The organism is Marisediminicola antarctica (assembly GCF_009930795.1).
Lineage (GTDB): Bacteria > Actinomycetota > Actinomycetes > Actinomycetales > Microbacteriaceae > Marisediminicola > Marisediminicola antarctica.
The window spans coordinates 2,524,597-2,546,802 of the sequence record NZ_CP017146.1; the positions used below are offsets into that span (position 1 = coordinate 2,524,597).

The following is a 22,206-nucleotide window of genomic DNA, read 5'->3' on the forward strand; positions in this document are numbered from 1 at the left end:
CCAACGAACAAGGGGAATGGCTGATGCAATCAACAACGATGAGTGTCCCGCTGGTCGACCTGGGGGTCCAGCATCGTCAAATCGCCGACGTCGTCAGCGCAGGAATCAGCGCGGTAATGACCCACCAGGGTTTCATACTCGGGCCCGAAGTCAAACAATTCGAGCGAGATTTTGCCGGCTACTGCGGAGTGCAGCACGCCCTCGGGGTCGGTAACGGCACCGACGCTCTCGAACTCGCCCTCCGCGCCGCAGGAATCGGACGCGGCGACGAAGTTATCCTGCCCGCGAACACCTACGTCGCGACGGCGGAGGCCGTCATGCGCGCCGGCGCCGAGGTAGTTCTCGTCGACAACGACGAGAACTACCTCATTGACCCCGGCTCGGTGGCCGAACACCTGACATCTAAGACCCGCGCGATCATGGCAGTTCACCTCTATGGGCAGACCGCGGAGGTGGAAGTACTCCGGCAAATCGCTGGGCCCGGCGTGATCATTGTGGAGGACGCTGCGCAGTCGCAGGGCGCACTGCGACAGGGGGCGCGCGCCGGATCGCTGGGGCATATCGCGGGCACGAGCTTCTACCCCGGCAAAAACCTCGGCGCCTACGGTGACGCCGGGGCCGTCATGACAAACAACTCCGAGTACGCCGGCCACATCGCCCAGCTGCGTAATCACGGCGGCATCCGCCGCTACGAGCATGTCGAGATCGGCGTCAACTCCCGCATGGACAGCATCCAGGCCGTCGTCCTGTCGGCCAAGCTCGCACTCCTGGACGACTGGAACAGTGAGCGCAGGGCAGCAGCGGCGTTCTACGACGAACTGCTTGCTGGCACCCCGCAGATCGTGACCCCAACCACCGCTCCGGGCAACGAGCACGTGTTCCACCTGTACGTGGTGCGGGCACCGGAACGTGACCGTGTCGTCGCGGAACTGGTCGCCAGGGGCGTGGGAGCATCGGTGCACTATCCGGCTCCGATCCACCGACTTCCCGCGTTTCGGCACCTTGCGGGGATTGACGGATCACTCCCCCGTGCCGAAGAATACTCAGACCAGATTCTGTCGCTTCCGATGTTCCCCGGCATCACGCACGCACAGCAGGAATACGTCGCAGACTCAGTGAGATCGGTGGTGAGGGAATCAGCATGATGTCCCACACGCTGTCCGCTCCGATTGTGCGACGCCTGCGAGGCGACCACATCAGCCAGAGCCCGCAGCGTCGGTTGACCGTCACGGTCATCATCCCCTGCTTCAACTACGCCAGATTCCTACCCGGCGCCATCGCAAGCGCGCTCGACCAGCGGGACGTCGACATTGACGTAATCGTCGTCGACGACTCCTCAAGCGACGGGTCCCTGGCTGTGGCCCGGCGCATCGCGCATGATGATGCGAGGGTCCAGGTCATCGCCCACCCGCACAATCTTGGCCCAGTTGCCGCGTTCAACGATGGCCTTGCCGCGGCGAGCGGGGAGTTCCTCATCCGCCTTGACGCCGACGACCTTCTGACGCCGGGGTCTGTGGCACGATCGGTGGCCCTTGCCGAGAAGCATCCGCAGGTCGGCATGGTCTATGGCTACCCCGTCCCTTTCAGCGGGAGTGCTCCCGAATCACACCGTGACCGCGCGAAATTCTGGGACATCTGGTCCGGAGCGAGCTGGCTCGAGCGACGCTGCCAACTGGGCGTCAATTGCATCACCTCGCCCGAGGTTCTCATGCGGGCAAGCGTTGTCGACAGCGTCGGGGGTCAGCGGGCTCTGGCGCACACCCACGACATGGAGATGTGGTTTCGCCTCGCCCGTTACTCGGATGTCGGCTGGGTCGGCGGCTGCGACCAAGCTCTGCACCGGGACCACCCGGATAGCCTCTCGGCCCAGCAGGTGGACGTCATCACCGATTTACACGAGCGTGAGGATGCCTTCCGGCTCCTTTTCGAGGACGGCATGGGGGATGTGTCGGAGAACGCGCGCCTGTTTCGTTTGGCACGAATGGCCCTCGCTAACGAAGCGCTCTCGCGAACGGTGTCGGCGTACGCGAAGGGGCGCGGCGCCACACCTGAAACCGATGGGTACCTCTCGTTCGCTCGTGGGCTGGGAGTGGACCTGATCGGGCTCCCCGCTTCTGCAAATTTCAGCCGAGCCGAGCGGCTCGGGCCCGTCCGGTCGCCGCGGTCCCCCCACCTGCTTGGCTGGGCTGCGCTCTACAGAATGACTCGCGAACTGGGTGCGCCTGTTCGTCAATCGAGGGGAATCTGATCCACCCATGCCAATTCTGAGCAATGCCAGCAAGGTCGTGCGAGCCTTTCGGACGCACGGGCTATCGGGAGTCGCCGAGAAGGTCACCCGACGCGCCAACGAGCGCTGGGGCGCTCCCGGCGAGCGGCTTCACCTTCTCTCGGACGACGTCGTCGATTCCGCCTCCGTCGGGAGTGCGCCACCAGCCGCCCCGAAGCCCTTAGGAGAACACCTCACGATCGGTTGGGTGATAACGCCACCCGGACCGGCGTCGGGCGGACACACCACCATCTTTCGGTTCGTTGAGGCACTCGAGTCGGCGGGACACACCTGCGTGCTCTTCGTCTACGACGGACAGGGCGGCGACGCTCGTCAGTACGAGAGCGTGATCCGCACCTGGTGGCCGAAAGTCAAAGCCGACGTGCGCACGGTGCAAAACGGAATGCGGGGCATGGATGCCTATGTAGCCACCGCCTGGATGACCGCTCACGTGCTCGCGCGCCATGCGGAGGGCCTCCCCGGCGAACGGTTCTATCTGGTGCAGGACTTCGAACCCTATTTCTACCCGCGTGGCTCCGCCTACGAACTAGCAGAGGACACGTACCGATTTGGGTTCCGTCCCATCACAGTGGGGCCCTGGCTCGCCGACGAGTTGCAGTACCGATTTGGTCTCGAGAGCACCGTCGCCGAGTTCGGTTGCGACACGGCCACCTACCGGGTGACGAACCGTGGCGAACGCCCTGGCGTTGTCTTCTATGCTAAGCCGGGGACCGCCCGCCGGGGTTACGAGCTCGGCGTTCTCGCGCTTGAACGACTGAACCACGCACGACCCGAGATCGAGATTCACACCTTTGGGGTGGAAGCACGCCGGCTCCCATTCGAGGCGACGATCCATTCACACCTGGAGCCCGTGAAGCTCAACGAGCTCTACAACATGTGCGGAGCGGGCCTGGCGCTGTCATTCACGAACATTTCCCTGATCCCCTACGAGCTCCTTGCAGCCGGAGTCGTCCCCGTTGTGAACGGCTGGACTGGGACGAGGGCGGTCCTCACTAACCCGCACGTGGCGTGGACGCGGCCTAATCCCCACGCCATTGCGGACGCTCTTGCGGCGGCAGTCGACCGACAGCACGCGGTGGGGGCGGACACCCTCTCCTCCAGCCTCGGCGAGACGTCATGGCTTGCCGCTCAGGCTGCCGTTGTCGAGGCGATCCAGTCCGCCTGCGCCAGTCCTGCCACCTACGAATCGAACCAGTCATGACTCTGACAAGCATCTGGGCCGTCATCTCTCGCTGGCGCTGGGTCGTCATCCCGGGCATCCTGCTCGCTCTCGCTGGCGGTGCTGCCGCATTCTGGTACACCCCATACACTCAGACCGTCGAAGCCCGCTATCTGTTCCTCTCGCCCGTCGTCGACACCAAGGGTGTCGCTGGAAACCCTTTCTTGCAGCTTGGCAACGGCGTCGCCCAAGCCGTGGACATTCTCGCTGTGTCCCTCACCGACGGCGAAACCGAACGAAAGTACACGCGGGACGCCGCCACCCTCGAGTACGGCGCCACCAGGGACCGGTCCATCACCGCTCCCTTGATGGTGATAACTGTCACGTATACCGATCCAGAGGTGGCATATGACACGCTCGATTCACTCGGCGATGACATGACACGGCGTCTGGTCGCACTGCAGCAGGACGCTGGCGCCCCGCGCGCCCAATGGGTGACCATCACGCCCATTTCGCGGGACCCCGAGCCCGAATTGGGCTTCGAAGACCCGATCCGAAACGGCGTGATCGTCTTCGGCGGAGTAATGCTCTCTGTGCTCGCGATCGTCGCTCTGGCGGATCGCAGACGGTCGACGCGAGAGGGGTGGGAATCCATGGCCCGGCGTGATCGGTCGCCTCGGGGCCAGAGTCGGTGACCGTCGGGTTCCTCCCACGCGTTCGCACGTTCGAGCCGCTCGTGGTGTTCCAGGCCTACATGGCCCTAATGGTGTTTTCGCCGTCGATTTACGTTATAGAGCCGCTCGGTGCGGCAGGCACCCCCGCGACGGTCTTCGGGGTCCTGCTCCTCGTGCTGTGGCTGGTCGGTAGGGCGACCAGTCTGCGCTCCCAGCTGGGACTGACCCCTATGCACTGGCTCATCGTGGCCTTCGTGGTGGCGATGTTGATCGGATTCTGCGCGGGCATGCTCCGGCCAACGAACGCCATTGAGTTTTCTTCGTCGTTACGAGGGTTGATCACCCTCGCGTCGGGTGTCGGGGTCATCCTCTTTGCGATCGACACTATGGTTACCCCGGAGCAGATAAGTGCGTTACTCAACTCGCTCGTCGCTGTGGGCACGGTGCTCGCCGTGATGGGCCTGGTGCAGTTCACCACCGGGTTCGATTTCGTCCAAGTCCTCCACCTTCCCGGCCTGACCCAGAACTCGGACTACGGTGGCCTCTACGAGCGGTCAGGATTCGCGCGTGTGAGTGGGACAGCGGTGCACTCAATCGAGTTCGCCTTTGTGATCGGCGCAGTGCTCCCCCTCGCCGCTCACCTTGCAGTCCAGTCCTCGCGGGCTCACTGGTGGAAGTGGCTCCCGTTCCTGCTGATGCTCGTGTCACTGCCCTTGACGGTAGCGCGATCGGGTGCGGTGGCCATGCTCATCGGCCTCATCTTCGTCGGCGCGATCGCAACCGGCAAGCAAAGGTGGGCCTTGCTCATCGCGGCCGTCATCGCTGCCCTTGCCTTCAGGGCTGTGCTTCCAGGCCTGCTGGGCACGATTCGGTCCCTTATTTTTGGTGCCGCGGAAGACAATTCGATCACGGGTCGTCTCGAGGATTTGCGAGCCGTGACGGCCTTCGTCGCCGAGTCACCATGGGTCGGACGCGGATTCGGTACCTTCGTCCCCGAGCTATACCGCACGCTGGACAACCAGTTCATGGCCACCGCCATCGAAACGGGATTAATCGGCATTGCCGCGTTGCTGGCCCTATTTGTCGGTGGAATCGTCTCAGCAATCGTTGCCGCGTGGAACGTCCGTGACGACCGCGTCCAGCGCACTCGGGGACTGGCGCTGGCGGCTGGCCTGTTCGCGACTTTCGTGCTGTCTTTTACTTTCGACTCGTTCGGGTTTCCGATGGCGTTCGGGATTCAATGCCTCATGTTTGGTGCGGTCGGAGCCTTCTGGCGCTTTCAGCGATCCGGGTCCCCCGACTCGGCTGAAGATCGCAGACCACTTGCCCGCTTGTCGCCACGGTGGACAACTGCTGTCGTTACGGTCGTGCTCGCGGTGTTCGCAATCGGCGCACTCGCGACTCGCACCGCCCGTCCGTCATTTGAAGCAACGGGAACCATCGTGTTCCTCGCTCCACCGGCCGGCCCCAATAAGTACGACGACAAGGTCGACATACCGGGCGTTTCCGAACTCCTGGGCGTGATCATGGCGAGTCCGGATGTCCGGTTCGGACTCGCGGAGGAGTCTGTAGCCGACTATGCCATTGCTGTCGGTGACGGGAGCCTAGGACCGCGCACAGATGTAGTCGGCAGCGGCGAGTTGATGCGGATCGCCGCGAGGTCGGCTAGCGGCGAGGATGCTCTGCGCGACGCCGGCGTCGTGCGCCGGGAACTCGGCGATCAGCTTGATCTGATCCAGAACAACCGGGGCATCCCATCGGAACTCAAGGTGCGTCTCGACGGCAGCCTCGCGAACATCGAGGTGTACCAGCGGCCGATCCGGGTATCGGCAGCCGCCGCTGGAACGGTCACCGTCGCACTGATCTGCGCCGCAGCGCTCGTCGCGGCGGGAAGGCGCCTACCCGGATGGCGCCTGCGGCGCGCGACCTCCCCCGAAGGCGTGATGGACAAGTGAGCCCGGCGTCGCTGGCGACAGCGTGGGGGTATGGGAGGACTCGGGCTGGGCACGAGTCGAATATACCTTCGGTGTCGATCTCGATTGACCCCGCGTTTAGCGCGTAGCTCCGCGCCGTTCCTGCGACAGTGCAATAGCGCGTCGATAACAGCCCACCAACGCCTCCGCCGCCCGATCCCACGAGAGGAAGTCGCGCTGCTGGGTACCGCGTGCCGACATCTCGCCCAAACGCTGTGGATCGACCGCGAGCTCAGCGAGTTGTGCCGCGAGCTCGTCGACGTCGCCGACGCGCTGTTCGAGGTGGTCGATACCCGCCACCCCGATCGGCCCCGACGCCTCGCTCACGAGCGGAACGCATCCGCTCGCCTGGGCTTCCAAGGTGACCAGCGCGCTACCTTCGGTCCAACTCGGGAGGATGAGCACATCGCTCTCGGCCAAAACGCGGGCAATGTCGGTCACGAAGCCGAGCTCCCGGACTCCGGGAGACTCGAGACCCGCCACAAGCGCGCGACGATACCCGGGGAGGATCGTTCCCGCGACGAGGAGTTCCCCGTCATCGATGGCTGCTCGTCGCCACGCGTCGAGTGCGACGTGCAGCCCCTTCGTCGGGTCGCCTCGCCCGACGAACACGGCACGGAAGGGGTGTTTTTCCCCAACTCGGGGTGGCTCCCGCCTCGCGGGAAACCGGCCAAGGTCACAGCCATAGCGGTGCTGGAGTAGGCGACTCGGGTCAAACCCCTCGGCGATGAATTCCCTTCTCGCGTAGTCAGAAGGGACCAGAACGGCGGTCGCCGCGTCGTACTCCGCGATCTCCTTCTTCAGCACCCGCTCATCGTGGGCGTGGGAATGGTTACGCGGCAGGGAGACCCCCGCGTGGCTCTCCGCCGCCGCAGAGGCCCTCATCACACTTGCCGTGTGTGGATTCGGCGATTCCCGCACGGCGGGCTTGTGGAGCAGCGCAGCCTCCTGAAGAGTCCGAAGGCACCCCCGCGGCCACGCATGCACGATGTCCACGCGCTCGTGGTTCGCCCGGAGCCAGTGGGCGACGCGCGCGTCATGGAAATCATAGGCCCGTTGCACGCCGATGGCCCGGTGGGGAACGCGGCGCCCGGCGAAGACCATTGTCTCGTGCACGACGACCGACTCGGGCAGGTCTACCCCACCGAGCGAGGTGCAGAACAGGGTTAGTGACACACCCAAGCGCTCCAACCCGAGGATTTGCTGGAGCGCCGTCTCCGCGATTCCCGGCCGGCCAAGGGGGTGGGGGAAGCTGTACGCCACGCGAATGGTCGGCCCATCATCAGCCAACGCCGTCCCCCCGCCTCGCGCGTGCGGCGATGAACGCGCCGAGTTCGTCGCTGTCGAGGCCCACGAATCGAGGCCCGTCCTCCGCAGGCTGAGCGGACGGGCGAGGCTGGAACGGCCAGTCTGCTCGCCGTTCGCCGTCGGGCGCATTTTTCATCAGATCATCGAACACACCGACATAGGACTGTGCCTGGGCGCGCCAGTCGAGTTCCGTCGCGACACGTTCGCGGGCGGCGAGCCCGAGGGCGACACGGCCTTGCGCGTTGTCCAAGAGCGACTCCACTGCGTCTGCAAAGGCGCCCGGATCTCCCGACGGAACATAGAGGGCGGCGTCGCCGCCGGACATCCGCGTCTCGACGAGATCGAACGATACGGACGGGAGCGCGTAGGCCATGTACTCCATGGTCTTGTTCATCGTCGACACGTCGTTGAGCGGGGACTTCTCGTCGGGCCCGATTCCGACGTCGGCCGCGCTGAGGTACTGGGCTATCGTGCCGGGTCCCACGCGGCCGGTGAACAGCACGTGCTCGTCGAGGCCCAGTTCGGAGGAACGCGCCTTGAGGCCTTCGAGGCAGTCGCCGAATCCCATGAGCACTGCCCGCACCCCGGTGCGGGCGCGGCGGTGCACCAATTCGTCGACGAGCGCCAGAACGACGTCGACGTTGTCCTGGGGGCCCATGATGCCGAGATAGACAAGGAGGTGGTCCGCGCCGGCCCGGATCTCCGGTTCGGGGTAGATCGGTCGCATGACAGTCGTGTCAGGACCGCTGCGCACGATCGTGACAGTGGCCGGTTCACGGTCTCCCCTCGTCTCGGCCACTCTCTTGTAAGAGGCGTTCGTGGAGATGACTCGATCCGCTGTGCGATAGGTCATCCGCTCCAACCACAGCAGGCCGCGATACTGGATTCTCTGACTTAGCGACGTCGGAGCACCGAACCGCGAGAGGAACAACTCGGGATTCAAGTCGTGTTGGTCGAACACGAAACGCACTCCGCGCGTTCGCCAGAGGCGTGCGAGCAGCCAGTACGTGTCCGGCGGGTTACAGGCTTGAATCACGTCGAAGCCTCGCTCCCGCCACACCCGCAGTGACAGCAGTGCGGTGCGGACCCATGACCAGACGAACTCCACCACGAAGCCCGCCACGCCCTGCGCATCCGGTGCAGGACGGTATTTGTAGATCGCAACACCGTCGATGACCTCGAAGCGAGGATCCCCGGGCCCCTTCGGACAGATCACCGAGACGCGGTAACCCTGGGCGGTGAGCGCTTGACACTCGAGCCACACGCGCCGATCGAGCGGCACGGGCAGGTTCTGGACGATGATGAGTACTCGCGGATGCCGCATTCTGGGGACCTCCATCGGCGAGACGCTGGGCACGCCATTAGTTTCGCTCACAATGTACCGGATGCTGGAGCCGCAATCTACAGGAGCGCTAGGCTGACGACATGTGTGGGATCGCGGGGATTCGTCGCTTCACGAGGCCGGAGATTGACTCGAGGGTGCTCGCCGGCATGGTCGCGACCCTCAACCATCGCGGCCCCGACGACTCTGGGTTTTGGCAGGAGGGCGGGATCGGGCTCGGACACACGCGGCTCTCGATCATCGACCTCGCGGGTTCCCGGCAGCCCATGGTCAGTGCAGACGGTCGCTGGGCCCTCGTGTTCAACGGTGAGATCTTCAACTACCGCGAATTGCGCGCGCAACTCAGCTACCCGTTCACGTCGGATGGTGACACCGAGGTCATTCTCGCGGGGATTGTCACGCACGGCCTCTCCTTCATCGAGAGCCTCCTCGGCCAGTTCGCGCTCGCTCTGGTGGACCGGGACACCGGCAGCGTGCACCTCGTTCGGGATCGTCTGGGCGTTCTGCCGCTCTTCTACTCGAATGCTGCGGGCGAACTCGTATTTGGTTCCGAGGTCAAGACGGTTCTCGCCGGCCTCCCCAGACGACCCGAGGTGGACTTGTCAAGCCTCGACGCCTACCTCCTGGGCCGTTCGGTCCCGGCACCAAACACCCTCTTCGACGGCATCTCGAAGCTTCCCCCTGGTCATCGCGCGGAGGTCACGAACGACGGGCGCGTCCTGCTCACCCGATACTGGGAGCCGCCGGAGGCAGATCCGGCGGGCGCGTGGACACCCGAGCGCGCCATCGATGCTGTGGACGATGCCGTCACGGCAGCCGTAGGATCGGCGCTCGTCGCCGATGTCCCGGTCGGGGCATATCTCAGCGGAGGAGTCGACAGCAGCCTCATCGTCGCGAAGATCGCCGCGGTTCAGCCGGAGCATCGAGTCACGACTTTTGCCGCCGGGTTCGGCGATCCGCGCAATGACGAACTGACTTGGGCACGCCGGGTCAGCGAGCACGTGGGCACTGACCACCATGAGGTCCACGTCGATGCGGCCGACTTCGAGCACCTCTGGCCCAAGCTCACCTGGCATCGCGATGCGCCCATGTCAGAACCGGCCGACATCGCCGTCTACCGGCTCGCCGAGGCGGCACGCCAGAAGGTGACCGTCGTCCTCTCCGGGGAGGGCGGGGACGAGCTCTTTGCCGGCTACCCCAAGTATCGTGCCGCGAAAGCCGTGGCTGCGATCTCCATGCTTCCCGGCGGCCTGCGCTCGTCAGTGGCTGGAGCGCTCGACCGTCATCTCCCGCATCGTCTCGGGCGCGCACGGATTGCCCTGCGAGTGTTGGGTGAACGGGACCAGGCGGACCAGCTCCGAACCTGGTTTGCACCATTCACCTCGAGCGAACGTGAGGCCCTCCTGGCTGGAGTGGATTCGCGCCCGCCCGTGAGGGATCCACGCAACCCCGATGTCATCCGTGGCATGCTTCTCGGCGACCTCCGCAGTTGGCTACCCGACAACCTTCTCGAGCGAGGCGACCGGATGTCGATGGCGGCATCGCTCGAGCTTCGACCACCGCTGCTCGACCACCGGCTCGTCGACCTGGCATTCCGCCTTCCGTCCGACCTCAAGGTACGGGAAGGCCGCACGAAGTGGATTCTCAAGGAAGTCGCCCGACGATACCTCCCCGCCGAAGTAGTCGACCGTCGCAAAGTGGGATTCCGCGTGCCCCTCGACGCGTGGTTCCGGGGGGACCTGCGGGACTCGATGTGGGACAGGCTCACCGGAGCAGGTTCCTTCGTGGGAGAGACCTTCGACAGGAAGGCCGTGCGCGAGCTCCTGCAGCGGCACGAGAGCGGGACCTTCAATGAGGAGAACCGGATCTGGACGCTCATGTCACTGGAGGTCTGGCACGAGCGTTTCTTCAGCACCCGGAGCATCGACCCCGCGATTCACAGGTAGCTGTTCGACGCCTTAGGTGAATCGGGAGCTGTTGTCTCGTTCCCAGGCGCCATGACGTGGCCGGACCCGGGCCCGCAGCCGGGCAATAACGATGAGCACGGCGTAGACGGCAGCAGAAACGAGCAGGCCCCGCTCTCGTCGCACGAGCGAGAGAATGTCGCGGAGTTGGCCTTGCTGCCCGCGTGAGATCGGAATGCGGCTCGCGTTCCGTTGCACATCGCCCTGGGTACGGTAGGTCCGAATGAGGATCTTGAGCAGGTCGCCGGTTCTCCGGGGGGTCGTCACGATTACGGGGTCAGTGTCGACGATATCGGTCTCGACTGCCGAGAAGAGGCTGTCGATATAGAGGTCGTCAGAGACGATATCGGGGAACTCTCCGAAACGCGCCCTCCCCTCGACAGAGAGTGCGTAAGTGCCGGCACCCCACAAAGCACGGCTGATCGAGGGAATCCTCTCCCTCAGCTCGTACCACCGCCGCACGGGCCAGCTCGCGCCGGTGGAGTCGAAGCTGATCGGCGGGCGGACCGCGAGTGCTCCTCCAGTTGAAAGAATGCCGAGCACGGCCATCGCCGCCGCGCCGGTCATCACCACATCCGCATCCAGATAGATGCGCGGGCCGGGGCCCGCGAGCTGATCTCCCATTCGCAAGGCGCCCACCTTCGAAGCGAGATCGAGCTCGACCACCTCGACCGACTCGAATCGGCGTGCAATGGCCGCCGTGTCGTCGCGGCACCCGTTGCACACCACGATCACCTGCGCCGCACCCGACACGATCACCGGGGATAGTGCCGCGAGGCAGCGCGCTATGACAGCCTCCTCGTTGTGGGCGGCGATGACGACGGCGCCGAGGGGCGCTTTCACCTCGAAGAACCGGGCAGCGCGCGACGAGCTCGCGGCGAGAGCAGCGCCGTGAGGCTGGCGCGCGCTGCTGGCCGACCCAGCCTCAGAAGGTTGTGCAGAACCGCGACGCCGAAGAATGCGGCTGTGGCAATTGGCCCATGCCATTTACGAAAGTAGCGCACCTTGTTTACGGCCAACAGCGCCTCGAGCTGGTGCGAAGTGCCCGACCCCGCACCGCGGTGGCGCACGACCGCAGACGGAGTGAAGAGGATTCGCCCCCCCGACCCCCGGATTCGACGACCGTAGTCGGTCTCCTCGGAATAGAGAAAGAAGCGGGTGTGGTCCCACTCACCGACGAGCTCGATCGTGCTGGTCCGCACGAGGAGTGCGGCTCCCGTGGCCCAGTCGACCGGCGCCGGCGAGGCGTACTCGTCGCGGTCCCGAATCATCTCGGCCAGCCAGTGCGGGCGGCGTGGCCAGCGATCACCGAAGACCGCCTCACCAGCCGATCTCAGCACAGTGGGTTCCCGTCGAAGCGAGGGCTGTGGGGCTCCGGATTCATCGAGAACAAGAGGAACGGCCGCAACTACACCGGCGGTGTCACATGCGCTGACGAGAGCGGATGCCGCTGCTGGTTCGAGCAGGAGATCGGGGTTCAGGAAGAGGGTGAACCGCGATGACTCGGCGTGGGCCATGCCGTGATTGAGGCCACCCGAGTAGCCAAGGTTCGCTCCGGCGTCGATCACCGTGACATGGTCGTAACCAGAGAGCCGCTGGCGAAGGTCGTCGTCACCATAGTTGTCGACGACGATAGCGCGCCAACTCAGCGCACTCATCGCCGGCGGAATCGACTCAATGAGCCCCGGCAGGTCACCAGCGCTCTTATAAGCCACGACGATGACGAGACAGTCGATCATCTGCTCACATTAGCGCGGCACACTCGTGAAACGCGAAGCGGCACCAGGATGTGTGTCCTGGTGCCGCTTGTTGTCGCCCGACTTCGGCGCGTGGAGAGCGGTTAGCCGCGTCCCGGGGTGGCGACGAGTGCGCCGGTGCTCTGCAGCACATTCCCCGTCCACGCGTTTCCGTTGCCCGATTCATACGCGATCGCGGGGCCGTAGCCGCCGCACTTCGAGGAGTACTTGTTCCCGAAGGTGTTGTCGATGAATTTCGTGTTGCTGGCACCATACGAGCCGCCCAGGCCCGCGTACACGCAGTACCCGCCACCATCGAACAGGTTCCCCTGAACGAGCACGTTGTTGAACGCTTCCATCTGGCTGTACATGGCCAGCGATGCCGATACGTTCGGCGCGTCGCCGGCATCGAGACGGTTGTTCAGAATCTGGAAGTTGCTGCCACCCAAGCTGATGATCGCCTCGTTGTGGCTCCCGCCGTTGGCCGGATCCCCATGCACGACGATGTCGTGCACCCACGAGTTCTTCACCACCACATCCTCCGACAGGGCGAATCCCTTGCCCCAGCCGCGCACGTTGCACCCATCGCAGGTGAACCCGGTATAGCCCACCGCCGCGAAACCACCATCGGCAGCACTGTTGTACGGCCCAATAATCTCCACCCGCTGAATCATGGTGCGCGGATTCTTATTCGCATCACCCGTGTCGATACGACCCGTGACCCGAGAATTCTTGATCGTGACATCCGACGCGCTGATCGTCAGCGCACCCTTGATGTCATACCCATCAATCACGGTGCCCGCCTTCGTGATGTTGAACGGCCCCGAATACGGCTTCAACGCCACCCCAGCAGGAACACCGGTATTCGACGCATCCGGCCACCCCGACGACACCGGAGCAGGAGCAGGAGCAGGAGCAGCCTTGACGGGCGCAGCCGCCGGCGCAGGCGCCGGTGCGGGAGCCGGAGCCGGAGCCGGAGCAGGAGTAGGTACGGTCGCCTCCACGCTCACGCTATTCTCGTCCCCGTGGTTCGACGACCACCATTCCCCACCGCTCCAGTTCGTTTCAGCGGCGACCTGCGAGGTGGCGCTGGTGTCCTCTTGCGGGTGCGCCGCAGCTCCCAACGCTCCGATTCCGCTGACCGAGAGCGCGGCCGCGCTGCCCAACGCCACGACGGAGAGCCGCAGTGAGCGATGCGCTCCGCGGTGTTGCACCCCGAAATTCGAGTTTCTTTCCGAACTGTAGACATCACGCATTAACAACGACCTTTGATCCATTTGCAGGCCGCTTTTCACCACAACCCGCCACTCATGCCCCCCTTTTGAGTGGCATGCCCCCTATGACTCGTCGACTATAACGAAGGATCTCAGGCCGTCAAACTCGCTGACGATTCGTCGCGATGCACAGTCGTTATGTAAAGCCCTTGATTTGCGAATGAACTGATGTATCTGATCGATAGATGGCGGTATGCTTCGCGATCAGCCGCGTCCCGGGGTGGCGACGAGTGCGCCGGTGCTCTGCAGCACATTCCCCGTCCACGCGTTTCCGTTGCCCGATTCATACGCGACAGCGGGGCCGTAGCCGCCGCACTTCGAGGAGTACTTGTTCCCGAAGGTGTTGTCGATGAATTTCGTGTTGCTGGCACCATACGAGCCGCCCAGGCCCGCGTACACGCAGTACCCGCCACCATCGAACAGGTTCCCCTGAACGAGCACGTTGTTGAACGCTTCCATCTGGCTGTACATGGCCAGCGATGCCGATACGTTCGGCGCGTCGCCGGCATCGAGACGGTTGTTCAGAATCTGGAAGTTGCTGCCACCCAAGCTGATGATCGCCTCGTTGTGGCTCCCGCCGTTGGCCGGATCCCCATGCACGACGATGTCGTGCACCCACGAGTTCTTCACCACCACATCCTCCGACAGGGCGAATCCCTTGCCCCAGCCGCGCACGTTGCACCCATCGCAGGTGAACCCGGTATAGCCCACCGCCGCGAAACCACCATCGGCAGCACTGTTGTACGGCCCAATAATCTCCACCCGCTGAATCATGGTGCGCGGATTCTTATTCGCATCACCCGTGTCGATACGACCCGTGACCCGAGAATTCTTGATCGTGACATCCGACGCGCTGATCGTCAGCGCACCCTTGATGTCATACCCATCAATCACGGTGCCCGCCTTCGTGATGTTGAACGGCCCCGAATACGGCTTCAACGCCACCCCAGCAGGAACACCGGTATTCGACGCATCCGGCCACCCCGACGACACCGGAGCAGGAGCAGGAGCAGGCGCCGGCACCCGACCACACGGGGTCAGCGTGGCGACCCCGTTGCCGAGAGCGCCCGCGCCACCTAGCAGGACGACATTTCGCACCCCGAGCAGGGTGAACTGGGCCAGAACGGCGACGGGAACGCACGTCGGCGGGACGATGAAGAGGGGAGCCGAATTCCGGCCAGCAAGTACAGAACCTGCGAGAGCGTCCGGGTAGTTGTACGCGGTCGCGAGGTAGGCGGTCGCGCTCTGGCTGTAGGCATCCTTATTGATCGATAGCGACGTGGCGAACCGGTCCGCTCCGTGGAATCGTTCCACTGTGATTCCGGTCGATGCGAGTGAGGTGGCGATACCCGAAGCCACCGCTGCTGTACTGCCCGCAATCTTCACACCGTCGACGTCGAGGTCGTGAAGCAGGCCCTTTGTGGCCGTGCTCACCGAGTTTGCGCTGCCATCGACAAGAAGCACAGGAACGCCGTTCGACCCCGCGGGCGACCCGGAGGTGAGCGCGTCGGGGAAGTTCGCTCCAGCCGAGATGTACGCACCCCTGGTTCCTTCGGCGCCAAAGGCGTAGTGGGCGATAGCCCGCGATGACGCGTACCGATCGGTACCGGAAATCCTCATGGTCGGTGCGAGGCGATTCAGCGCCGCGAACACGACCTGCGACACCGCAGCCGGCCCTCCGACCACGACAATCTTCCGTGGCGCGAGGCGCCTGATCTCGGCGATGACGCTGCTCGGCAGCGCCGACGGCCGCGTCAGTAGTAGCGGGGCGTCCTGCACAATCGCGGCCGGAGCGGCACTCAACGCGTCTGGGTAGTTGTCCCCACTCGAGACGTAGACGGTGCCTGCACCCCAGGGGAACGCCTTTCGGGAAATCGCGTTCGCCACGGCGTAACGATCGAGCCCGCCGATCCGGGATACCGTGATCCCGGCCGGGACCGACATAGCCGTACTTGTTTTCGTCTCTGAGGCAACCGCCACGCCAGCAGGCGCGCTTACCACGACCCCGGCAACCAGCAAGAGAGCCGCCAACGAGGCAAGCGACGAACGAAACACAGAAACCAACATGGAAATCCCCCCGGATCCAGAACCACCCCAACATGGCGAGGCTAGCAACCCGATACAGGTGGCAACAGGGGGGCCCTGTGACCACTTCGGGGCGTCAGTGGCTAGCGGCGGGCGAACAAGGGACTACTCGCTCCGCGGAGGGGGAACCTTGCGACCTGAACTCTGCAGCACATTCCCCGTCCACGCGTTTCCGTTGCCCGATTCATACGCGACAGCGGGGCCGTAGCCGCCGCACTTCGAGGAGTACTTGTTCCCGAAGGTGTTGTCGATGAATTTCGTGTTGCTGGCACCATACGAGCCGCCCAGGCCCGCGTACACGCAGTACCCGCCACCATCGAACAGGTTCCCCTGAACGAGCACGTTGTTGAACGCTTCCATCTGGCTGTACATGGCCAGCGATGCCGATACGTTCGGCGCGTCGCCGGCATCGAGACGGTTGTTCAGAATCTGGAAGTTGCTGCCACCCAAGCTGATGATCGCCTCGTTGTGGCTCCCGCCGTTGGCCGGATCCCCATGCACGACGATGTCGTGCACCCACGAGTTCTTCACCACCACATCCTCCGACAGGGCGAATCCCTTGCCCCAGCCGCGCACGTTGCACCCATCGCAGGTGAACCCGGTATAGCCCACCGCCGCGAAACCACCATCGGCAGCACTGTTGTACGGCCCAATAATCTCCACCCGCTGAATCATGGTGCGCGGATTCTTATTCGCATCACCCGTGTCGATACGACCCGTGACCCGAGAATTCTTGATCGTGACATCCGACGCATCGATGATGAGCGTCCCGTTGATGTCATACCCATCGATGACGGTGCCCGCGGTGGTGACCGTGAACGGTCCGTCGTACGGCTTTAGCACGGTGCTCGCTGGCACGCCCGTGTTCGACTCATCCGGCCACACCTGAGGGGGAATCGGCTCGTTTGGCTCGGTCGGCTCGGTCGGCTCGGTCGGCTCGGCCGACTCAGCCTGGCGTTGGCCCCCGTCTCCACCCTCCGGGGAGCGATAGGCAGCGTTCCAGACGCTGATTCCGACCACGACGACGGCGAGCACCACTGCTCCCGCAATCCACCACCGCACCGCACGAGTGGTGAATCGCCGGACAGCGGGGCGATTCGGTTGCATTCCCGGGCTGGTCACCGGTCACCCCTCGCGAACAACGGCTGGAGACATCGCACGTTCGATGAAGACAACAGGATCGCTGGACCCGTCCGCCGCGACCGCCCAGATGTCGTTGTCACCGACCGCGTCAATGCGGGGAAGGCCGTAAAGCACCGTGCCGTCGTCGAGCCATTCCGCCTGGTCATCGATGCTCTGCTCGCCAGGGAGCACGACCTCGACACCGGTCGCGAGGTCGAGAACGGCGATTGCCCACCGGGCATCCGCGCCAGGATCGAGATCTTTCTTGTATGCGAGACGACTCCCGTCCGGTGAGAGAGAGGGGCACTCCGCACCCTGCTTGATCGCAACGAGCGTGCGTGCGGCGAGATCCCCCTCGACGAGCCATGTCTGTCCTCCCGATGCCGCCGTCGCGAAGAACGTGTTGTCGTCGGCTGCGAAGGTGACGCCCCACATGTTGCGGTCGGGGCTCGTCACGCGGCGCCCGTCGACCGTGAACTCGAATTCCTGGATGTTGGCGCTGGTCCCCGCGACGGTGTCTGTCACGACGGTTTCGGTTGAGAAACCGACCGCCACATAGCTGTGGCCGGTGACGAACGCAGTGGTTGCGACCAGGCGAGAGCTCTCGGAAAGCCGCGTGCGGCTCGGGATGCCCGGGAGCGGCCAGCTGCTCTCCTGAGTGCCATCGGCACCGTACACCGTTGCCTCGAAGGTGGTAACGACGCCCCGCACCGTTCTCAGGCAGACCGTTCGCTCCGGCGTCGCGTCGACCCTGTCGCACTCGAGATCGGAAACGGCGCGGGGCGCCCCAGGGTCATCCAGTGGAACAGCGGCCACACGGCCGTAGTCGTCCCCGACCGCCGTGTTTCGAAAAATCACGCGGGGGCCGCTGAGGGAGGGGCCGGTCGCGACGTCGACGGAGCTCGGTGCCGCCTGGAGTGACTGGTACCGTCGCCACTCGCCCACCCCGTAGACCGTGGCGGCGGTCATGACCAGGGCTGCGATGGCGGAGAGCAGCCACCACCGGGACCGGCCCGTCACGCGTCGGCCCGCACTCGCGCTGGCCGGCGCAGCAGCAACGCCACGACGGGGATGACGATCGCAAGGGCCACGGCCACCCCGATGACGGCGGCCTGGCTGCCGTACAGGAACCAGAGCAGCCCGAACGTGGTCGAGGCGACGAGACGCGAGAGGGCGACGACTGTCTGGGCTGCGGCGATGCCGGTTGCTCTCGCCTCCGGCGGCGTGAACTGGGAGGCGAGTGCGGCGAGGATGCCGTCGGTCGCGGCATAGAACATCCCGAGCAGCAGCAGGCAGGCGATCGTGAGCAGAGCGCCGTTGACCGGCAGCGCCGCAACGACGTAGGCCGCGAGCAGAGCGAGGTGCCCGACAACGAAAATGCGCGCGCGACCGACCCTGTCGGCGAGGCGTCCGAACGGGATCGCGAGGGCGAGGAACGTGAGATTCGTGCCCACGTAGAGCAGGGGGAAGTATTCCGCGGCGAAGGCTCCCCTGGTCTGGAGCAGGAGGTAGATGAAACCGTCGCCAATCGTGAGCAACCCGAGGAGCCCTGCCGCGACGAGGAGCCGCCTCAGCCGGGGATCGGTGAGCTGGTTCCACCGGAACCGTGGCGCTGCGGGTTGCGTCGCGGCGGGCCTGTCGGAACGCCCCTCGGAAGGCCCCTCGGAAGGCCCCTCGGCGGGGCGAATGTTCGGCACGACGATTCCGAGCAGTGCCACACCGAGAAGGGCGAAGGCGAGCGAGACGACGAACACGGTGCTGTAGCCATCGGGGATGAGGAAGAGGATGACGAACGCGAGCAGCGGTCCCAGCGCAGCACCAACCGTGTCGAGCATGCGGTGGGTTCCGAAGGATCGGCCGAGGTTGTCTGGATCCGATGACGCGCTGATGAGCGCATCGCGCGGGGCCGTCCGGATGCCCTTCCCGAGCCGGTCGACCGTGATGACGGCCGTGAGCGCGGCGAACCCGCTCGCGAAGAGCAGTCCGACCCGCGCGAGCGCCGACAGCCCGTACCCGAAGAATGCCACCCACTTCGGTTGCCCGCCCCGGTCCGATGCCCAGCCGGCAGCAATGCGCACGAAGGCGCTGATGCCCTGGTAGATGCCGTCGAGGAAGCCATAGGCGATGGTGGATAGCCCGATGACTCCCGTGATGTACAGCGGCAGGATTGCCGATACCGACTCGGACGAGATGTCCGTGAGCATGCTCACGATGCCGAGGGTGATCACCACCGATGAGACCTTGGCACCCCTGCCGGCGCCCTGGGGGCGCATGTCGTCGGGTGCGCTCCTCAGCGAAATGTACACGCGGCCTCCCCGGTCATTTCGCGGTGAACACGCCCACGACCGTGTACGCGGTGCCATCGGCACGTTCCGCAACGGTCAGGGTGATGTTGTCGGCCCCGCGGGTGAATACGAGCGCGGTCGAGCCGGCCACGGCATCCGTCTCGCGTTCGGTGAGGCCCAGCGAGGTGAATACGGCCCGGTAGTGATCGATAACGGCGTTGGCGGCATTCGTGGAACGTGCGGTGAGCCCGGCCTGCACCCGATCGCCCTCGACCGCGAGAGAGGTGCTGTCGACCTCCGAGTCGGGGGCGACGGGGATAACATCGCGCGGGAATCCCTCGACAACGTCGCCCTCGGCCGATCCCGACTCCGGCAGCGGGGCCGCGACGAGCGACCCTTCGTCGGCCGGCAGTGGAAGCGGCGGAGTGGATGCCTCACTGAATTCCGGAACCTCGGAGCTCCTCTCGACAGTGGAAGTCGACGCGTCCCGGTCGCCCGAACCGGCGGGACCGATGATCGCGATCACGATCACGGTGATCACAGCGGCGGCCGCGAGGACGATGATCGTGATGACCACCGGGCGGCGCCTCATGCGCGCCGCTCGCGGCGGTGAGAGCACACGCCGAACCCGGTCGCGGCGGCGCTGGCGACCGTCTGCGCAGTGAAAGGGTTCGGGTTCCCGGTCATAGTAGAAGTTGAGGCTATCAGTTGTCTCATGACGAGTGCCCCCCTTGAATTGACTGGAAACCGGGCGGTGCAGCTTCACCAGCTCCGGACCCACGCACGACACGGAGCCGCCAAGGTGAGAGACAATTGGGTGACCGAGGCGGCATGACCTATGTGCCGGGATGAAGGGAGCCACAGGTGCAGCGACGCAGCTTCATCTTCGGCACGGCAACGGGCCTCACCCTCGTCGCGGTGAGTGCGTGCACCGGCCCAGAGCCGGAACCGCGACCAACGCCGACCGCGACCCCCGACGACATCCCGATTCCTGAGCCCGCCGGCATGGTCCGATCGTCGTGGTCGGCGGATCCCTTCGCCCTCGGCGCCTTCAGCTATCTCGGCGTCGGCTCGAATCCGGACCAGCGCGACGCTCTGGCCCGCTCGGTCGCCGACCGGGTGTTCTTCGCCGGCGAGGCGACCTCCACCACGCAGCCGGGAACGGTCGCCGGCGCGTGGGGGTCGGGACAGCGCGCGGCCGAAGAGATCATCGCCGTGGCGGAGCCGACCGAGCGGATCGCCGTGATCGGTGCCGGTGCCGCAGGTGCCGCCGCTGCCAGGTCGCTCGTCGACGCCGGGTTTGAGGTGACCGTGCTCGAGGCGAGCGAGCGCGTCGGCGGGCGCATCAAGACCGTTGCGTCGGATGACTGGGTGGTGCCGGTCGAGCTCGGCGCCGGCCGGTTCGACTCCGCGACCTCGCCCGAGATCGTCGCCGAACTGTCGCGACTGGACATCGAAACGCAGGAGCTCGACCCCACCAGGGCCATCCGCACCCCCGAGGGAGTCGAACTCGACGAGTCGACCGTCGGCGCCGACATCGTCGCCGGCGCGATTGCCGCCGCTACCGCGCTCCCCGGCGACGTCACGCTGGCGAACGCGCTCGATCTGGTGCCGCCGGTGGCGCGGCCGGAGGACGCGCTGGTCGGTGACGCCGACTGGCTGCAGAGCTACCTTCGCAACGATGTCGCGATCCGCTTCGGCGCGGACCCGGATGAGCTGTCGGTGCGCTTCGGGCTCGCCGATGGGGCCAGGACGACCGACACGATCGTGCTCGGCGGCTTCCAGGAGCTCGTGACCGATGCCCTCGACTCCGTCGCGGTCTGGACGAGCAATGTCGTCTCCGAGGTTGCCTACGGCGACGAGGGCGTGAGCATCCGGTTCGCGACGGGAGAGTCGCTGCAAGCCGACCGCGTGGTCGTCGCCGTTCCTCTCGGCGTGCTCAAGAGCCGGAACATCAAGTTCGAACCGCAGCTGCCGCTCAGCCACACGCTCGCAATGATCGGAGTCGAGGTCGGCACAGTCGACAAGATCTGGCTGCGATTCGGTGAGGCGTTCTGGAATACCGATGCCGTGCACTGGACCGTGGTCGGCGGCGACCTCGACATCACCTCGTGGATCAACCTGGAACCGGCGACCGGGTCACCTATCCTGATCGGGCTCGTCGGAGGTGAGAGGGCTGCCGCCCTTGCCGAGCTGGACGACGAGGAGGTCATCCTCCGGGCCAGGGCGAGCCTCGAACCGTTCTCCCCGGCCTGATGCGCCCCGCCGCGGCCTGTCGAGGTTGAACCCGGGCGGGCGGCCGGGCCTGGGCAGGTACCGGCTGGCGAGAATCAGAATCGCCGCGATCAGCATGATGAACGACAGCACGATCGCGCCGTTAGCGGCGAATTCCACCGGCCCGCTCATCTGGTGCGGGTCGAGGAAGAAGTACGGGTACCAGCCGACCATTGCCCCGCGCGCCATCGTGAACGCCCCCCAGGCGATCGGAAACGCGAGGACGCCCCGCAGCGAGATCCAGCCGATGCTCGCCCGCCTGGGCGCGAGCAGCCAGTCGACGAGGGCGTAGGCGGGCATCCAGTAGTGCAGCACCTGGCTCGTCCACGGAACCTGGATCGACACTCCCCTGGCGACGGCCTGCGCCACGATGATCGTGTAGACAATGCCGGAGACGACCTGATAGGTCGTCATCAGCATCCTCGCGGTGAGGACCCAGCGCGGATCCGCCGGCCTCCGCAGGGCGATCACGCCGCCGATTATCCAGAGGATGACCGCGCCGATCGCGCTCTGCATGGTGAAGTAGCTGAAGAAATTGGGCAGAGCCCAGGCTCCGGATCCGAGGCTGTAGTCGAGGTGCAGCGCGAGCACCAGAATGCCGAGCGCGCCAGCGACGAGTCTGGCGACTCCAAAGGCTTTGCGCATGCGCCCCTCCTCCGCCGCGGCCCACGCGGCCGAGTGATGGCGATCCGGCCACTAGCGCGCGAGGCTCCCGGGGCAAGG

At 65.3% G+C, this 22,206-nt stretch carries 18 protein-coding genes; 7 read left to right on the plus strand and 11 right to left on the minus strand.

Annotated elements, in window-relative coordinates; all coding sequences use genetic code 11:
* Nucleotides 1-23 precede the first annotated feature (23 nt).
* From BHD05_RS11820 to BHD05_RS11840, 5 genes are read left to right on the plus strand one after another with little or no spacing between them, the layout of a single operon-like run.
* Entirely contained in the window at nucleotides 24-1,145 is a 1,122-nt protein-coding gene (locus BHD05_RS11820; RefSeq protein WP_161886610.1) for a DegT/DnrJ/EryC1/StrS family aminotransferase, read from the plus strand.
* A complete protein-coding gene (locus BHD05_RS11825; RefSeq protein ID WP_161886611.1) occupies nucleotides 1,142-2,248 on the plus strand; it encodes a glycosyltransferase family 2 protein in 1,107 nt (368 codons plus the stop codon). The genes BHD05_RS11820 and BHD05_RS11825 overlap by 4 nt, the downstream gene beginning before the upstream one ends.
* A gap of 7 nt (nucleotides 2,249-2,255) precedes the next feature.
* The gene (locus BHD05_RS11830) at nucleotides 2,256-3,488 is read left to right on the plus strand and encodes a rhamnosyltransferase WsaF family glycosyltransferase (RefSeq protein ID WP_161886612.1); all 1,233 of its coding nucleotides are present in this window, start codon (nucleotides 2,256-2,258) and stop codon (nucleotides 3,486-3,488) included.
* The gene (locus tag BHD05_RS11835; protein WP_161886613.1) at nucleotides 3,485-4,141 is read left to right on the plus strand and encodes a hypothetical protein; all 657 of its coding nucleotides are present in this window, start codon (nucleotides 3,485-3,487) and stop codon (nucleotides 4,139-4,141) included. Before BHD05_RS11830 ends, BHD05_RS11835 begins: the two co-directional genes overlap by 4 nt.
* Nucleotides 4,138-6,075 carry an O-antigen ligase family protein gene (locus BHD05_RS11840; RefSeq protein WP_161886614.1) on the plus strand — a complete coding sequence of 646 codons (1,938 nt, stop codon included), beginning with the start codon at nucleotides 4,138-4,140 and terminating at the stop codon, nucleotides 6,073-6,075. Before BHD05_RS11835 ends, BHD05_RS11840 begins: the two co-directional genes overlap by 4 nt.
* A gap of 96 nt (nucleotides 6,076-6,171) precedes the next feature.
* On the opposite strand, the gene BHD05_RS11845 is transcribed toward BHD05_RS11840, so the two are convergent.
* Nucleotides 6,172-7,269 (minus strand): glycosyltransferase family 4 protein, encoded by a 1,098-nt coding sequence (locus BHD05_RS11845; protein ID WP_161886615.1) that lies wholly within the window; start codon nucleotides 7,267-7,269, stop codon nucleotides 6,172-6,174.
* A gap of 106 nt (nucleotides 7,270-7,375) precedes the next feature.
* The gene (locus BHD05_RS11850) at nucleotides 7,376-8,740 is read right to left on the minus strand and encodes a glycosyltransferase family 4 protein (protein WP_161886616.1); all 1,365 of its coding nucleotides are present in this window, start codon (nucleotides 8,738-8,740) and stop codon (nucleotides 7,376-7,378) included.
* 86 nt (nucleotides 8,741-8,826) lie between these two features.
* Between BHD05_RS11850 and asnB the strand changes: the two genes are divergently transcribed.
* Nucleotides 8,827-10,689, plus strand: a complete 1,863-nt coding sequence (gene asnB, locus BHD05_RS11855) for an asparagine synthase (glutamine-hydrolyzing) (RefSeq protein ID WP_161886617.1) — start codon at nucleotides 8,827-8,829, stop codon at nucleotides 10,687-10,689.
* Between the two features lie 12 nt (nucleotides 10,690-10,701).
* Here the strand turns inward: asnB and BHD05_RS11860 are convergent, their stop codons facing one another.
* The 8 genes from BHD05_RS11860 to BHD05_RS11890 form a co-directional block, all read right to left on the minus strand.
* Entirely contained in the window at nucleotides 10,702-11,550 is an 849-nt protein-coding gene (locus BHD05_RS11860; protein ID WP_161886618.1) for a glycosyltransferase, read from the minus strand.
* Nucleotides 11,547-12,446 (minus strand): glycosyltransferase family 2 protein, encoded by a 900-nt coding sequence (locus BHD05_RS11865; protein WP_161886619.1) that lies wholly within the window; start codon nucleotides 12,444-12,446, stop codon nucleotides 11,547-11,549. Before BHD05_RS11865 ends, BHD05_RS11860 begins: the two co-directional genes overlap by 4 nt.
* Nucleotides 12,447-12,547: 101 nt before the next feature.
* Nucleotides 12,548-13,741, minus strand: coding sequence for a right-handed parallel beta-helix repeat-containing protein (locus BHD05_RS15780; protein ID WP_202614206.1), 1,194 nt, complete (start codon nucleotides 13,739-13,741; stop codon nucleotides 12,548-12,550).
* A 180-nt stretch (nucleotides 13,742-13,921) separates the two neighbouring features.
* Nucleotides 13,922-15,661, minus strand: coding sequence for a cell wall-binding repeat-containing protein (locus BHD05_RS11875; RefSeq protein WP_161886620.1), 1,740 nt, complete (start codon nucleotides 15,659-15,661; stop codon nucleotides 13,922-13,924).
* 246 nt (nucleotides 15,662-15,907) lie between these two features.
* Nucleotides 15,908-16,864: a right-handed parallel beta-helix repeat-containing protein gene (locus tag BHD05_RS15785; RefSeq protein ID WP_202614207.1), complete on the minus strand. Its 957-nt coding sequence runs from the start codon at nucleotides 16,862-16,864 to the stop codon at nucleotides 15,908-15,910.
* Nucleotides 16,865-16,927: 63 nt separating this feature from the next.
* Nucleotides 16,928-17,944 carry a TolB-like translocation protein gene (locus tag BHD05_RS11880; protein ID WP_161886621.1) on the minus strand — a complete coding sequence of 339 codons (1,017 nt, stop codon included), beginning with the start codon at nucleotides 17,942-17,944 and terminating at the stop codon, nucleotides 16,928-16,930.
* Nucleotides 17,941-19,230 (minus strand): MFS transporter, encoded by a 1,290-nt coding sequence (locus BHD05_RS11885; RefSeq protein WP_418763808.1) that lies wholly within the window; start codon nucleotides 19,228-19,230, stop codon nucleotides 17,941-17,943. Before BHD05_RS11885 ends, BHD05_RS11880 begins: the two co-directional genes overlap by 4 nt.
* A 13-nt stretch (nucleotides 19,231-19,243) precedes the next feature.
* Entirely contained in the window at nucleotides 19,244-19,786 is a 543-nt protein-coding gene (locus tag BHD05_RS11890) for a hypothetical protein (protein ID WP_161886622.1), read from the minus strand.
* 287 nt (nucleotides 19,787-20,073) lie between these two features.
* Between BHD05_RS11890 and BHD05_RS11895 the strand changes: the two genes are divergently transcribed.
* The gene (locus tag BHD05_RS11895; protein ID WP_161886623.1) at nucleotides 20,074-21,465 is read left to right on the plus strand and encodes a flavin monoamine oxidase family protein; all 1,392 of its coding nucleotides are present in this window, start codon (nucleotides 20,074-20,076) and stop codon (nucleotides 21,463-21,465) included.
* On the opposite strand, the gene BHD05_RS11900 is transcribed toward BHD05_RS11895, so the two are convergent.
* Nucleotides 21,349-22,128 carry a Pr6Pr family membrane protein gene (locus BHD05_RS11900; protein WP_161886624.1) on the minus strand — a complete coding sequence of 260 codons (780 nt, stop codon included), beginning with the start codon at nucleotides 22,126-22,128 and terminating at the stop codon, nucleotides 21,349-21,351. The two genes, BHD05_RS11895 and BHD05_RS11900, sit on opposite strands and share 117 nt — an antisense overlap.
* Nucleotides 22,129-22,206 lie beyond the last annotated feature (78 nt).

Bases quoted from the DNA above. Each gene is read 5' to 3' on its own strand.
- BHD05_RS11850 (WP_161886616.1), bottom strand. From the start codon at position 8,740: ATGGAGGTCCCCAGAATGCGGCATCCGCGAGTACTCATCATCGTCCAG.
- BHD05_RS11820 (WP_161886610.1), top strand. From the start codon at position 24: ATGCAATCAACAACGATGAGTGTCCCGCTGGTCGACCTGGGGGTCCAG.
- BHD05_RS11835 (WP_161886613.1), top strand. From the start codon at position 3,485: ATGACTCTGACAAGCATCTGGGCCGTCATCTCTCGCTGGCGCTGGGTC.
- BHD05_RS11900 (WP_161886624.1), bottom strand. From the start codon at position 22,128: ATGCGCAAAGCCTTTGGAGTCGCCAGACTCGTCGCTGGCGCGCTCGGC.
- BHD05_RS11875 (WP_161886620.1), bottom strand. From the start codon at position 15,661: ATGTCGGTCCCGGCCGGGATCACGGTATCCCGGATCGGCGGGCTCGAT.
- asnB (WP_161886617.1), top strand. From the start codon at position 8,827: ATGTGTGGGATCGCGGGGATTCGTCGCTTCACGAGGCCGGAGATTGAC.
- BHD05_RS11865 (WP_161886619.1), bottom strand. From the start codon at position 12,446: ATGATCGACTGTCTCGTCATCGTCGTGGCTTATAAGAGCGCTGGTGAC.
- BHD05_RS11830 (WP_161886612.1), top strand. From the start codon at position 2,256: ATGCCAATTCTGAGCAATGCCAGCAAGGTCGTGCGAGCCTTTCGGACG.
- BHD05_RS11825 (WP_161886611.1), top strand. From the start codon at position 1,142: ATGATGTCCCACACGCTGTCCGCTCCGATTGTGCGACGCCTGCGAGGC.